This is a genomic window from Corynebacterium pelargi, assembly GCF_014635485.1.
In the GTDB taxonomy this organism is placed as follows: domain Bacteria; phylum Actinomycetota; class Actinomycetes; order Mycobacteriales; family Mycobacteriaceae; genus Corynebacterium; species Corynebacterium pelargi.
This window is the reverse complement of sequence record NZ_BMCX01000003.1, coordinates 379,617-392,396: the sequence shown is the minus strand read 5'-3', so window position 1 is coordinate 392,396 and position 12,780 is coordinate 379,617. Positions and strand designations below refer to the sequence as shown.

General features: G+C 57.7%; 13 protein-coding genes and 1 tRNA gene. 7 read left to right on the top strand and 7 right to left on the bottom strand.

What is annotated here, in order from left to right; genetic code table 11:
* Window positions 1-148 precede the first annotated feature (148 nt).
* The 5 genes from IEU99_RS08280 (at window position 149) to IEU99_RS08260 (ending at window position 4,963) form a co-directional block, all read left to right on the top strand.
* On the top strand, window positions 149-1,015 hold the full coding sequence (locus IEU99_RS08280; RefSeq protein ID WP_128890220.1) for an aldo/keto reductase: 867 nt from the start codon (window positions 149-151) through the stop codon (window positions 1,013-1,015).
* Complete coding sequence (locus tag IEU99_RS08275; protein WP_128890219.1) at window positions 1,012-1,773, top strand: enoyl-CoA hydratase; 762 nt, start codon at window positions 1,012-1,014, stop codon at window positions 1,771-1,773. The genes IEU99_RS08280 and IEU99_RS08275 overlap by 4 nt, the downstream gene beginning before the upstream one ends.
* A 303-nt stretch (window positions 1,774-2,076) precedes the next feature.
* Complete coding sequence (locus tag IEU99_RS08270; RefSeq protein WP_128890218.1) at window positions 2,077-2,415, top strand: DUF485 domain-containing protein; 339 nt, start codon at window positions 2,077-2,079, stop codon at window positions 2,413-2,415.
* Window positions 2,416-2,424: 9 nt separating this feature from the next.
* The gene (locus IEU99_RS08265; RefSeq protein WP_128890217.1) at window positions 2,425-4,071 is read left to right on the top strand and encodes a monocarboxylic acid transporter; all 1,647 of its coding nucleotides are present in this window, start codon (window positions 2,425-2,427) and stop codon (window positions 4,069-4,071) included.
* Between the two features lie 82 nt (window positions 4,072-4,153).
* The gene (locus IEU99_RS08260) at window positions 4,154-4,963 is read left to right on the top strand and encodes a serine hydrolase family protein (protein WP_229718436.1); all 810 of its coding nucleotides are present in this window, start codon (window positions 4,154-4,156) and stop codon (window positions 4,961-4,963) included.
* On the opposite strand, the gene IEU99_RS08255 is transcribed toward IEU99_RS08260, so the two are convergent.
* The 6 genes from IEU99_RS08255 to IEU99_RS08230 form a co-directional block, all read right to left on the bottom strand.
* On the bottom strand, window positions 4,960-6,234 hold the full coding sequence (locus IEU99_RS08255; protein ID WP_128890215.1) for a cation:proton antiporter: 1,275 nt from the start codon (window positions 6,232-6,234) through the stop codon (window positions 4,960-4,962). The two genes, IEU99_RS08260 and IEU99_RS08255, sit on opposite strands and share 4 nt — an antisense overlap.
* Window positions 6,235-6,258: 24 nt before the next feature.
* Window positions 6,259-7,917 (bottom strand): hypothetical protein, encoded by a 1,659-nt coding sequence (locus IEU99_RS08250; RefSeq protein ID WP_229718435.1) that lies wholly within the window; start codon window positions 7,915-7,917, stop codon window positions 6,259-6,261.
* Window positions 7,918-8,022: 105 nt separating this feature from the next.
* A complete protein-coding gene (locus tag IEU99_RS08245; RefSeq protein WP_128890213.1) occupies window positions 8,023-9,261 on the bottom strand; it encodes an Ig-like domain-containing protein in 1,239 nt (412 codons plus the stop codon).
* Entirely contained in the window at window positions 9,261-10,037 is a 777-nt protein-coding gene (locus tag IEU99_RS08240) for a hypothetical protein (RefSeq protein ID WP_128890212.1), read from the bottom strand. Before IEU99_RS08240 ends, IEU99_RS08245 begins: the two co-directional genes overlap by 1 nt.
* Window positions 10,038-10,047: 10 nt before the next feature.
* Entirely contained in the window at window positions 10,048-10,797 is a 750-nt protein-coding gene (locus IEU99_RS08235) for a hypothetical protein (RefSeq protein ID WP_128890211.1), read from the bottom strand.
* Window positions 10,798-11,160: 363 nt separating this feature from the next.
* Window positions 11,161-11,233, bottom strand: a tRNA-Arg gene (locus tag IEU99_RS08230).
* Window positions 11,234-11,415: 182 nt separating this feature from the next.
* On the opposite strand from IEU99_RS08230, the gene IEU99_RS08225 reads away from it, so the two are divergent.
* Both IEU99_RS08225 and cobF read left to right on the top strand, forming a co-directional pair.
* On the top strand, window positions 11,416-11,694 hold the full coding sequence (locus IEU99_RS08225; protein ID WP_123960597.1) for a cg0963 family protein: 279 nt from the start codon (window positions 11,416-11,418) through the stop codon (window positions 11,692-11,694).
* Window positions 11,695-11,698: 4 nt separating this feature from the next.
* Complete coding sequence (gene cobF, locus IEU99_RS08220; protein WP_128890858.1) at window positions 11,699-12,457, top strand: precorrin-6A synthase (deacetylating); 759 nt, start codon at window positions 11,699-11,701, stop codon at window positions 12,455-12,457.
* A gap of 52 nt (window positions 12,458-12,509) precedes the next feature.
* Here the strand turns inward: cobF and IEU99_RS08215 are convergent, their stop codons facing one another.
* Window positions 12,510-12,767, bottom strand: a complete 258-nt coding sequence (locus tag IEU99_RS08215) for a mycoredoxin (protein WP_123960596.1) — start codon at window positions 12,765-12,767, stop codon at window positions 12,510-12,512.
* Window positions 12,768-12,780 lie beyond the last annotated feature (13 nt).

Below are 12,780 nucleotides of genomic sequence, written 5' to 3'. Positions count from 1 at the left end.
GTATCCGCTCGGCCAACTACCCCCGGGCGTGTTTGACCACCTTCTTTTCTCCTTATGGCCTGGGTGTGGCAGGTGCCCCCGAATCGGGCGTGTGCTGAAAATCGGCCAATCCCTAGCGGGGGTGGGGTCAAAGGTGTTCAATGAAAGCATGAGTCAAGCAGAAGTGAATATTCCAACCGTGAGCCTCAATGACGGTTCCGAGATGCCGGTGCTTGGATTCGGCACTTGGAATCTAGAAGGCGCTGAGTGCATTCGCGCTGTGCGCGAAGCCATCGAGGTGGGCTACCGTCACATCGATACTGCGGCGATTTATAAGAATGAAGAAGCCGTAGGCCAGGCGGTGCGCGAGGCCATCGCTGCAGGCGATGTCACCCGAGAAGAGCTGTTTATTACCTCGAAGGTGTGGAATAACCAGCAGGGCGATCAGGAAGTGCAGCAGGCATTCCAGGCTTCGCTTCAGCGCTTGGATATGGAGTTCATCGACTGCATGATGGTGCACTGGCCGTGGCCTCAGCGTGGATTGTATGTGGAATCCTATGAGGCGCTGGCAAAGATCCAAGGCCTCGGCCAGGTTCGTTCCATCGCGGTGGCCAATTTTTACCCGGAGGTGCTCAAGGAGATTATCCAGGCCACCGGTATTGCCCCGGTGCTAAATCAGGTGGAGCTGCACCCCGGCTTTTCTCAGGCGGAATTGCGTGCTGTGCATAAAGAGCTTGGCATTGTCACGGAGGCGTGGTCGCCGCTTGGCCGTGGCGATCTCCTGAAGGATCCAACCATTGTGGGTATCGCTGAGGAGCTCGAAAAGACCCCCGCCCAGGTGGTATTGCGCTGGATTGTTCAGCTTGGTTGCTCGGCAGTGCCTAAGTCTGCTCAGAAGCAACGACAATATGAAAACGCCGATATTTTCACCTTTGAGCTTTCCGACGCCCACATGCAGGCCATCACCAGCATGGATGATAGCGGTGGCAGGCTCTTTCAAAGCCCCTTCGAATTCCCAGGTGAGGTGGATGCATGAGCGATCAACTGAAACAACACAATGCAGGGACGCTGCTTGAAATTCAGCTTCACCGCCCTGAAAAGCGCAATGCGCTCAATGCTCAGCTTTGCCAAGAGATCACCGCTGCATTGCACACGGCAGCCGAAGCCTATGAGCAGGATCGAAGTGTGCGAGCAGTGCTGATCAGTGGAGATGAGCGCGCATTTTGTGCCGGTGCTGATCTTGGTGGCCAAGGTGAGGGCGTCTACGGCGATGGCTTTTTAACGCACCTACACACCATGTTGCAGACCATTGTGAATCTGCCCATGCCGGTGATTGCCAATGTGCAAGGCCCAGCCGTTGGTGCGGGCACGCAATTGGCGTTGGCCTGCGATCTGCGTGTGGTGGGGGATCGCGGGTGGTTTAGTGTCCCGGCGGCAGCGCTTGGTTTCGCCCTTGATGCCTGGACGATCCACCGTGCTCAAGACCTCCTCGGGGGTTCGGTGGCACGCCAGATGTTGCTCGGGGCAGCGCGTATTGAAGCTGCGCGGGCAGACGCACTTGGTTTCGCCCATCGCGGTGATGACGAGGCCGCGCGCAGCTACGCCCAGGAGATGACGACACGAGCGCCCTTGGCGGTAGAACAGCTCAAGGTGGTGCTCAACGCCGATGATGCGAGCTATGGATTAAGCCCTCGCGCCCAGGACCTTTTCCAGCAATGTTGGAGCAGTGAGGACGCCCAAGAGGCTCGCCGCGCGCGAGCCGAAAAGCGCCCGCCGGAGTTCCGGGGGAGGTAGACGCCGCCTTTTTGAGGTGCATCACACAGACCCCACCTTGTTAATTGTTGCTTTGCAAAGTTAGCAAAGGTGGGGTTTTGCTCTGTGCAGGGGTGGAAATGAATTGTTAAGCGTGCAGGTCAGCGCCTTGCGGGGGTGATGTGAAGCTTGCAAACCACCATTTGCCAAAGATTTACTTTCGATCTAAACGTGAGCCATGTAACTTTCAACAGGAACGTATGCTGTGATGCTCTCCACACAGTGATGTGGCGTGCGCCAAGCTGCGAAGCAAGCAGATCCGAACAGAAAGCGAGCTCCTTCCTCATGAGTGCAGCACCCCAGCGCCAGCGGCGGCAGCCAAGCGCGCAAGAGTTTCGCGAAATGCAGGCCAGCCCGCAATTTGCTGACCTGAAAAAGACCTACCGGTCTTTCACCTTCCCCATGTCCATTGCCTTTTTCATCTGGTACTTGGTCTACGTCCTCGCGGCCACGTACGCCCCAGGCTTTATGGGACACGAGGTATTTGGTCAGGTGAACGTAGGCGTGGTCTTTGGCCTCCTGCAATTCCTCACCACCTTCATCATCACCTGGGTGTATGTGAAGTACGCGAATAAGAACATCGAGCCCAAAGCGGCCGCCATCCGCGAGCAGATGGAAGGCTAGGAAAGCCCAATGAATACTGCATATCTAGCGGCCGACGCGCCGCAAACCGGCAACCCACTTCTGAACATTGCCGTCTTCGTCGCCTTCATCGTCGTCACCATGGCCGTGGTGCTGCGTGCAGGTAAGTCCACCAAGGAAGCCTCCGACTTCTACACCGGTGGCGGTAGCTTCTCCGGTCGTCAAAATGGCCTGGCTATCGCAGGTGACTACCTCTCCGCCGCATCCTTCCTGGGTATCGTCGGTGCGATCGCCCTGAACGGCTATGACGGATTCCTTTACTCCATCGGCTTCTTCGTCGCCTGGCTCGTCGCCTTGCTGCTTGTGGCCGAGCCACTGCGTAACGTCGGCCGCTTCACCATGGCCGACGTGCTCTCCTTCCGCCTGAAGCAAAAGCCCGTCCGTGTGGCAGCAGCCTTCGGCACGCTGTTCGTGTCGCTGTTCTACCTCATTGCCCAGATGGCCGGCGCCGGCTCGCTCGTCTCCGTGCTGCTCGACCTGCACGACAAGACCGCACAATCCATCGTGGTTGCCGTCGTGGGCGTCATCATGATCATCTACGTCCTCGTCGGTGGCATGAAGGGCACCACGTACGTGCAGATGATCAAGGCCGTGCTGCTGATCCTGTGCGTTGGCATCATGACGGTGCTGGTATTCGTCAGCATCAAGGGCGGCATGTCTGCACTCTTCGATAGCGCTGTGGAAACGCACGCATCCTCTGAATACATTGCCCAAAAGGGTTATGAGGCTCAGGCACTGCTCGAGCCCGGCCTGAAGTACGGCAAGAGCGCGACCACCAAGCTCGACTTCATCTCCTTGGCGCTCTCGCTGGTGCTGGGTACCGCAGGTCTGCCACACGTGCTGATGCGCTTCTACACCGTGCCCACCGCAACCGAGGCTCGTCGCTCCGTTACCTGGGCCATCGTGCTCATCGGTGCCTTCTACCTGATGACCTTGGCTCTCGGCTTCGGTGCCGCCGCACTGGTTGGCCCCGACACCATCCTCGCAGCCCCTGGTGGCGCGAACGCCGCAGCACCGCTGCTCGCCCTCGAACTTTGGGGCCCGCTGTTTATGGCCGCGATCTCCGCAGTGGCATTCGCTACCGTGCTGGCTGTGGTGGCAGGCCTGGCCATTACCGCCTCCGCCTCCGTGGCACACGATATCTACGATGCCGTGCTCCGCGATGGTCAGTCCTCTGAAGAGGAGCAGGTGCGCGTCTCCCGCATCACGGTGGTCGTCATCGGTGTCGCCTCCATCATCCTGGGTATCCTGGCAATGTCGCAGAACGTGGCCTTCCTGGTGTCGCTGGCCTTCGCTATCGCAGCCTCGGCCAACCTGCCCACCATCTTGTACTCGCTGTACTGGAAGCGCTTCAACACCACCGGTGCCGTGGCCTCGATGTACACCGGCCTGATCGCCGCGCTCGTGCTGATCGTCTTCTCCCCGGCAGTCTCCGGAACCGAGACTTCGATGTTCACCAACGTCGACTTCCACTGGTTCCCGCTGAGCAGCCCCGGCATCGTCTCCATCCCGCTGGCCTTCATCGCCGGTGTGGTCGGTACCTATGTGGGCAAGCCTGATAACTTCGATGACCTTCAGGCTGAGATGGAAGTTCGTTCACTCACCGGCGTGGGTGTCGAAGCAGCCGTCGATCACTAAACACCACCTGTTCCCCCAGGCGGGGAGCGCAACCCCGGTCGCAGAATTTCCAATCTGGGACCGGGGTTTTAGTATGTCTGCTATGTCAAAATTCGAGGGTCTTCGTTGGTGGCAGGCCGCGCCACTGCTCGTTGCTGGTGCTGCCGTGGTTGCCATGCCCTTTGCTGCCATGCGCACGGGAGAGGCTCCGGAATCACACAGCGGCGAGTTCCACCCCATCATGGCCAACAAAGCCCCCGCTTTTGATGATGCTCCCACCATCACCCAGCGCTATGACCCTCAGACAAGCCAACTGACGTACCTGAATCTGCGCAGTGGCGAGCACAAAGGCACAGCTAATGAGCGTTTCTCGCGCCCGAGTTTGAGCCTGAGCAAGCTGTATATCGCTCAATACGTCTTCGAGCACGGCGATGATGAGCAGCAGGAGTTAGCCAAGCAGATGGTAGAAACCTCCGATGATGCCATCGCCGATGAGCTTTTCGACGCCTTCCCCGACTCCATCGACGCCATCGCAGAGCAATATGACTTGGAATCTACCGCTCAAAATGGGCAACGCTGGGGCTATTCGGTGACTTCTACCTATGACGTGGTGTATTTCCTCTTACAACTGCTGCGTGAGGATCCAGAATCGCCGGTGATCCAGGCGATGGCGGAGTACGCTCCAAAGGCAGCCGATGGCACCGAACAGAACTTTGGCACTGCCACCTTGCCGGGGGCTACGGCCAATAAATTTGGTTGGGCCAGCGATGGTAGCTTGCACTCTTCTGTCTCAATCGGCAAAGACTATATTGTTGCCGCTGCGGTCTTTGGCAGCGAAGAAGACCTCAGTGAATTTGTGCAACGCCACCTCGATCAAAACGCGCCGAGTACAAGCGCCCGACCTACGAATTAGGCCTGTTCTTTTTCCAGCGCCTCTTGGCGTTCCTTGGGGTCTTCCTCGTCATAATCTTCTGCTGGCTTTACCAGGCTGCCGATCAAGGGGAAGAGCAGCACGGTGACCGAGCCGGCGGCTACCAAGATGGAGGCGTTTTCTGCGGTCAGCAACTTGGAGGTAACTGCCACATCGGTCACGGCCACGATAATGGGCAGCGCGGTTGCTGCATAGAAGCTCAATTGGAAGGATTCGCGCCAACCACGAATTTGCGAGCCGGTATTGGCAAAGCGTTCGCGCAAGAGAATAGGCACGCCTCGGGTGATATAGATCAGCGGGATCAGCAGCACCAAGAACCAGGGGTTATTCTTCACAGCCTCCGGATCAATGGCCATGCCGGAGCACACAAAGAACACGGGGATAAGCAGCCCATAGCCCACAACGTCGAGGCGTTGCTCTAGCGGCGTGCGGAATTTCTCCGGAACCATCTGACGCAGAATCACACCGGCGGCGAATGCGCCGAGCACCACGTCGAGTTCAAAGACTGCCGCGACGGCCATCAAAACACCAAGCAGCAACATGACCATGCGCACGATGGTTTGATTAGTCGAGCCTGCGCCGTGGATCATGGCCCTTCGCATCCAAGGGGCGAAAAAGTGCACCGTTTTTGGCACCGCTGCCACCAGGAACGCCACGGCAAAGAAGGCGAGGAGCACTGCTGCCGTGAGCCAGGTGGCTCGGGTAGAAAGCAGGGTGGCCATCGCGATAATCGGCGCGATTTCTCCGATAGCTCCGTGCACCATGAGCGAATTGCCCACGGGCTTATCCAGCATGCGCTGTTCTTTCATAATCGGCAGCAGGGTGCCAACGGCGGTAGAGGTAAAAGCGATGGCAAGCACTACCGCGGTGGTGGGGCGAGTAAAACCAAGCACTGCGTAGGCGCCGATAAAACTCGACACCATGCAGATCAGCCACGTAACCAGGCCTTGTTTTCCCTCGCGCCCTCGCAGAATATTGGGGTTGATTTCAAAGCCTGCGAGCAAAAACAGCAGACCAAGACCCATCTCCTTGACCAGGTGCACGCCGCCTGCTTCTGAGGCAAGTTCAAGGCCATGAGGGCCGATGAGCACGCCGAAGGCAATCAGTACCACCACCGCTGGAATGCGTTTGCCTGTGGCATAGGAAAGAATTGGCCCCAGCAACGCCACCGCCATGATCCAGGCAAATGACACCAGCGGTTCGGATTCTGGCCCCGCCTCGGCAAGCAGGGTGACTGATAGGTCTTGCGTCATGCGGTTAGCGTACCGTGGCAGCTCCTAGCTTTTCGACGCCAACCGGGCAACACCGCCAGGTGTGCTCAAGGCGATGTCTGCGATGGGGGAGTTGATCACTTCCATCTGCGATGGCACCACTTTGAGATAGACCTGGTGGAACTGCTCGCCACCGAGGTATTCGCTGAGGAAGGCGCGAAGTTCTGGGTCGTGTTGGGCAGCCGCTTCGGTGGCCGAGGGGACTTCAAAGGCCGCGGCGTAATTGCGTGGTACTGCCTCCACTAAGCCTGCCGGCCTTGCACCAAATTCTCCTTCACCGGGTAGCATCCTCATGCTCAAGGCCGTGCCGAGGCGACCATCTACGGTGTGCAAGATCAGCGGGTATTCGCGCTGGCCAATGCGAAGCTTCACCTCGCGCTTGGGCGAAGCATAGGAGAAGGCATCAATATCGAGCTCGACTCCCGAGGTGAGCTCTCCTGAGTAGGAATACGGGCTTGGCGGCGCCAAGGTGTCTGAGGAACGGTCGCTGGGGGAGTTTTCTAACAACGCTCCTGCAAGGGGCTCATCGGTGGGGGTGAAAGACCATTGGGCGTCGAAAAGCTGCTTGTGCCAATAGCCACTTCGGCCCTGATCCCTGCCCTCGACCCTCAGTTCTCGCTGATCAGAGCCTTCTCCGGTGGAGTGAATGGAGATGCGCTGAGTGATTTCTCCAGGGATTTTCGGCTGTGGGTGCCAGTCATCGCCAGGCAGGCCAATGGGAGCTGTTCTTGGATCCAAACGGTGGGTGAGCGCATCGGAAGCTGCAGGGCGTGGATCTTCACCCCAGGTGTAGCGGAATTGAGCTGGGTCGGCGCCTTTGACGTCGAAATCATCGAGGCGGGTAAACATATCGCCATAGCGGTTGATCACGAAGATCTGGGAGCCAGAAGCCGAGATGGATTCGGGGATAAAGCGACCATTGATGGGGCTGCCAACCTCATAGGAATAATCGCGCGCGAGCCAAGGATCGAGGCTATAGATGCGCGAACCATCCACGGCGAGCACCTGGGTGACCTTGGCAAGCGAAATTGGCTGCTGCTTGCCATCTGGGGTGTCATAGACGCGGTCGGTGCGATTGCCAATGATGCTCAGCGACCACTGATACGGCGTGGTGCTTGGCGACTGTAAACCAGGCCCAAACCAAAATGGGCCACCCCAGGCGCGGATCCAACCCCAACGATTGGGGCTTGAAAGTAAATTGGAGGCCGTATAAATCCAGCCCGCCTGGTCCAGGGCAACGAGGGCGTCCTCGTTGATGGAGATGCCGATGATCTGGCCATCAATGCACTCTGGTGTGGGCATTACTCGCCACGTGGCATCGCCGATATTGCGAACGTAGATATGCCCATCGCGCAAGACCGCTTCAATTTTGCGATTAAACCCCTGGGCGTTATCGCGGAAATCAATGCGCTGGGGCAGATCTTGGCGCTCGGCTACCTTGAGAGCCTCATAGCCCTCGTTGCCGAAATCCGGCGCTTGAAGCCCAAGTGGGAACTGCCCATTGCCCTTTGTTATATCCCCGGAGTAGGGAACGCAGGCGGCAGGTCCTGGAGAATCAGCAATCACCGGCTGCGCGGAATCAGGTGCTGCCAGGGCAACTGGGCTGATCATTGCAGTGCTCAATAGCGCTGCAATCGGCAAGGCAAGATAGCGGTAGCGGGACAAAAGCGCACTCCTTTTCGGACACATCGAGGGGTTGTCACAAAGTCTAAGCCCCCAGGTGGCTACCTGGGGGCTGAAAAGAGGGGGTGTAAAGCAAGGGATATGCGCTTAAGCGCTGCCCACGGCAACCCACGTATTTGGATCAAAGAGGCGCTTGAAAAAGTCCTGGATGCCAAAACCGATCTTGCGAAGCACCTGCAAGAAGCTTTCCAAAGCGTGGGGGTTGCCCTCTGCAACGTCGCCAACGAGCGTGGCTACCTCACCTTGGACGCCATCGATCTTCTCGGTGACCGCAACGCCGCGTTCTTTACCTGCGGGAAGGTAGCCGAGGTTGCAGCTAAAGTTGCCGTCTTCATCCGCGGTGGCAACACAGCGATTACCACCGGGAGCCAAGGCCTCAACCACCGCGCCGGGGGTTGCCTTCCCACTGACGATGGTGTGCACCTGATCGTTCAATTTCTCCTCGGTGAAGGTGAGATCTTGAGGCTGCTTCGGCACTGCACTTAAGACCTTGACCTTATAGGTCTCAGACTCCGAGGCAGCAATAGCGTCGGTGCCGCCAAAGCGTGCCTTCACGCTCTTGTCGCCCAGGCTTGCAGGCTTCCATTTGCAGGTGGCGAAGCCTTCGGCATTGATCTTGGCGCTACACAGCGTCTCGGAACCGTCTTGGAAGGTAATGCTCTGCCCGGCAACTGCGGCACCATCTGCTGCTTGCACCGTGGCAATCAGTGGGGTTTCCACACCAACGGCAACGTACTCAGGCAGGGGGCTCAGGGTCGTGGTGCTGGCAGTTTTAATCTTGGCAACCACCTGGGCTGCGGGGCCGCCGTTGAATTTGCTAGCTCGGTAGTCTTTGCTGGTCTTGCTACCCCAAAAACCGTCGTACTCATAGCTAAAACCAGATTCCAAGGTCTGCTCGTTGGCGCAGTCTTGGGTAACTCGGTAGCTCAACTGGAATGTATGAGGCTGATCAGTAGAGTAGGTCCACTTGCCCTCGGGGGCACTGATGGTGGTACTACCCTTGGTGGCCTTCACCTGTGCGGCTTCGATGTTTTGTGCTTGATCTGCAATGTTCAGCTTGGCACTACCGGGGACGTACTCAAGGCAGGAGTTCACCTTATTGGTCCAGGAGTAAATCGCATCGGTGCGAGCCTTGCGCTCAAAGCTTTGGGTGTAGGTGAGGGTTTGACCGACCACGACCTCGTTGGAGCTCACGCTGCGGTTGAAGATGGAGTCGCCATCCCTATGGCTTGCCTCAACGCCAGCGGCGTGGGCTACGGGGGTGATCAAGGCGCTCGCGGCGATGCTCATTGCCGCGGCAGTTGCGAAGAAAGCACGTTTTGACATTAGGCTTCATCCTCTCCGTTGGTGCTTGCTGCAGCAGGTGGCTCGTTTTCAGGCTTGGCAGGCAGCTTGGGAAGCGAAGATGATCCCAGGAACTTCGCGGGGCTGCCTTCTTCATAGCCGGTGAAGACGTGCGGCTGCTTGCTCTCGCTTGGGGTGCACATCAAAAAGGCAGCGGCCTGGAAATCGGTGCGAGCACCTTTGGCGGGAGCGGGCAACGCCGCCTCGAATTCCACGGTTTCACCAGCAGGAATAGTGAACTTCTTGATCAGCCCCACATGTCCGGCCATGCGCGCTGCTGAATATTCTTTGGCGATGGTGTTGCGGATGCCATTGGCTTGGCCAAGCAGCGGACCAGAGCCTTGGAGCGCGCCCTGAGAGGAGCCAAGGTCAAGGGTGCCCAGGTTGAGCTGGCCGAAGATGGGAAGCTTCGGGCTTTTCACCGGCAGCTCAGGAGCAACGCGGTAGAGGTGTGCTTGGTAGTAGGCAGCGGATTTCGCCACAAGCTCAGCCGGGGCAACATCGCCTGCGGTGCCGTCGTTGCCCTTCGGGCCGGCGCATACGAAGGTTTGCTCGGAGGTGTTTCGCACTTCCCCGCGAATGGCGGTGGCCGCTGCATCGGCGGGGTGAACTTTCACCTCAAGCGCAGTGCTATCGGTGACGACCACGTCTGCGGTGGTCTCTGCGCCTGGCACTACATTAGCTGCGTGGGCAGGAAGTGCAAGAGCTCCAAAGCTCAAGGCGACGGCAATGGCGGTGCATCGGGTAATACGTTTCATCTTTGCTGTCCTACTTTCGCTTTGATGAGCTGTTGCCAGGGAAGGTGTCTGCTGGGCTCAGGCCTGACCACATGGGGTTCACGCCTGGCTCAAAGCCTGCAAATACATAGGCCTGCTGATCTTCCACATCGGTGCAGTACAGCAAGGCGCCTGCATCAAAGTCCGTGCGAGGGCCATGGCCTGGGGTATTGAGCTTGACGGTGATTTCTTTGGTGCTGCTTGGGTCCAAGGTAAAAGGAGCGATCTCACCGGTGTGTCCGGCGATGCGCGCGCGATCCCATTGGCGGGAAAGTTCTGCACGCGCCGCAGTTTCGGCACCGAAGATTCGACCGGAGCTGCCCTCTGGTACGTATTGCAGGAAGATATCGGTGGGGATCACGCCGACGACTGGAACGTTCTTGCCGTCCTTGGGCAGGAAAGGCTGAGCCCGGTAGTAGTTCAGAGAATCGTTGATGATGCGGGCTTCACTCAGCACATTCGGCAGCTTCTCCGGTGCTGCTGGGTCAGTGGACACGCCCGGTGCAAAACACTCAAAGGCGTGATCGTAGTTGTTTTTCACCGTGACTTTTGCTGAGTCTTCGGTACCGAATTCTTCTACTTCGACGCGCACATGCGGGCTATCGCTGATGACCACGGTGCCTTCGGTGGAGGCGCCGGGGAGTTGGGAGACGAGGTTTTCTTCTGCCTGGGCTGGATTATGGATCATGGTGGCCGCAAGGCCGAGGGTGCTCAATGCGATGATTGCGCGCTTGAAGCTCATCTTTTACCTCTCAAGTCACAGGAGTTCACTTCTGTCACAGTATTTCATGTTGGAAAAGGAAAGGGCAATTGGAAAGATGCTTGATCAACAAACCGGGTGTAACCCTTGCGGTGGTGCAAATGCGCAGCGCATGCGCGGTGCGAGCGGGGAAGCGCATACGCGCTGAGCGCCAAGGCCCACAACCTAGACCCCGGCGAGTATCCACGGCGCGCAGATGCCCTGGATAAGAAATCCGAAAAAGGCAATAGGCAAGGGCACACCTGAAGCCGGGCCAGGGCTATATATATGGTGCGATGTGCTCGGCTACGCACGGTGCCGCAAGCAAGGCGAACAGTGCCACGAGCAAGGTGGAAAATAAAAAAGCGCCCCAGGTAGGAATCGAACCTACGACACCGGCTTTAGGAGAGCCGTGCTCTATCCACTGAGCTACTGGGGCAGTACCAATGCGAAGAATTTGAGAATCTCATCGGCGGAGAACATGCTACCGCAATATAGGGGCATCGCTGTAATTCGCTGCATGGGAAGTTAGTGAAATTTAACCATCCTGCTTACAAACTGCTTTTGAGGGAATAAGCTAGAGCTACTACCTACCACCCGTGATACGAGGAGTGTTTTGCAATGAGCAACGTTCACCCAATTTTCCACGATGTCCAGCGTCGCCCTGTGGTGGCCAACGTCAAGATGGAAGGCGATAGCCTGATCCTTGCCCTCGATGAGCTTGGAGAAGACGGCAGCCTCACCCGTCTGCTCACCCTGAATAAGTTTGACGCCAAGCAGCTTTCGGCAGTGTGTGACCGTTACCTCCACCAGCAGAACTCCCTGTCTTACGCCAACGTCAACACCTTGCTCACCGAGGTAGACCGCGCAGAACTCTACGGTGATGACGACGACGAATAAGCCGATGCGCACCATCTACGTCATTGGTATTGGCGCTGGGGATCCGGAGCTTTTAACACTGAAGGCTATCCGCGCTCTTCAGCGCGTCGATGTCGTAGTGGCACTGGATAAAGGTGACGCCAAAAACGATTTGCTCGCACTGCGCGAGCAAATCGTTCGTGCTCACGCACCCAACTTGCCAATTGTCACGGTGGACGATCCACCGAGGGATCGCAATCCTGAAAACTATGGCGCAGAGGTGCGTCGCTGGCACGCTGAGCGTGCGCGCCTTCTTGCAGAGGCGATCAGGAAGCACAGCACCGATAGTGTGGCATTCCTTGTGTGGGGTGACCCTTCGCTCTACGACTCCACGTTGAGGATCATTGAGCGGATGCAGCGCCACGAGGGACTCGAATCCACGGTGGAGGTGATTCCCGGTGTGACGGCAATTCAGTTGCTTACCGCAGAACACAAAATGCTGCTCAATCGCATCGGGGAAGACATTCACATCACCACGGCGCGCAACCTTGCCAAGGCCTCGCCGAAGGATCGCCGCAATTGCGTGGTGATGCTCGACGGCGGCGCCGGCTGGCTGGATGGGCCAACCCACAACACCTACATGTGGTGGGGTGCATACCTTGGTACAGAACACCAGGTGTTGCGCGAAGGCTATATCAACGACATTGGCGAGCAAGTAGCAGAACTCAAACAGCAATTACGCGCCGAGCACGGTTGGATTATGGATATCTATCTGCTTCGAGAACTTGAAGAAGACACCCCATAAGCCCAGGAGCTAAAAAGAAAAGCGCCCATCGGGGCGCTTTTTTGCTTTGTTGTTAGCCTTGGAGCTCTTCGAGCTTGCGGCGAACCTCAGAAGCAGCAGGGTTGGTGGCAGTGGTGCCATCGGAGTACTTCACGGTGGGGACGATGCGATCACCGTTATTGACCGACTTCACCCATTCCGAGGCCTGCTCATCGGCTTCTACGTCTACCAATGCATAAGGAGTTTCGGTGCGATCGAGTGCCTTGCGCAGGCGCTGGCAAAATGGGCACCAATCGGCGGCGTAAATCGTGACATGTTGTTCATTGCTCATGCCTTACCATCGT

Excerpts from the sequence above, each read along its gene's own strand:
- IEU99_RS08235 (WP_128890211.1), bottom strand. The coding sequence starts at position 10,797 with ATGAGCTTCAAGCGCGCAATCATCGCATTGAGCACCCTCGGCCTTGCG.
- IEU99_RS08270 (WP_128890218.1), top strand. The coding sequence starts at position 2,077 with ATGAGTGCAGCACCCCAGCGCCAGCGGCGGCAGCCAAGCGCGCAAGAG.
- IEU99_RS08260 (WP_229718436.1), top strand. The coding sequence starts at position 4,154 with ATGTCAAAATTCGAGGGTCTTCGTTGGTGGCAGGCCGCGCCACTGCTC.
- IEU99_RS08245 (WP_128890213.1), bottom strand. The coding sequence starts at position 9,261 with ATGTCAAAACGTGCTTTCTTCGCAACTGCCGCGGCAATGAGCATCGCC.
- IEU99_RS08265 (WP_128890217.1), top strand. The coding sequence starts at position 2,425 with ATGAATACTGCATATCTAGCGGCCGACGCGCCGCAAACCGGCAACCCA.
- IEU99_RS08240 (WP_128890212.1), bottom strand. The coding sequence starts at position 10,037 with ATGAAACGTATTACCCGATGCACCGCCATTGCCGTCGCCTTGAGCTTT.
- IEU99_RS08275 (WP_128890219.1), top strand. The coding sequence starts at position 1,012 with ATGAGCGATCAACTGAAACAACACAATGCAGGGACGCTGCTTGAAATT.
- IEU99_RS08280 (WP_128890220.1), top strand. The coding sequence starts at position 149 with ATGAGTCAAGCAGAAGTGAATATTCCAACCGTGAGCCTCAATGACGGT.
- IEU99_RS08255 (WP_128890215.1), bottom strand. The coding sequence starts at position 6,234 with ATGACGCAAGACCTATCAGTCACCCTGCTTGCCGAGGCGGGGCCAGAA.
- cobF (WP_128890858.1), top strand. The coding sequence starts at position 11,699 with ATGCGCACCATCTACGTCATTGGTATTGGCGCTGGGGATCCGGAGCTT.
- IEU99_RS08225 (WP_123960597.1), top strand. The coding sequence starts at position 11,416 with ATGAGCAACGTTCACCCAATTTTCCACGATGTCCAGCGTCGCCCTGTG.
- IEU99_RS08215 (WP_123960596.1), bottom strand. The coding sequence starts at position 12,767 with ATGAGCAATGAACAACATGTCACGATTTACGCCGCCGATTGGTGCCCA.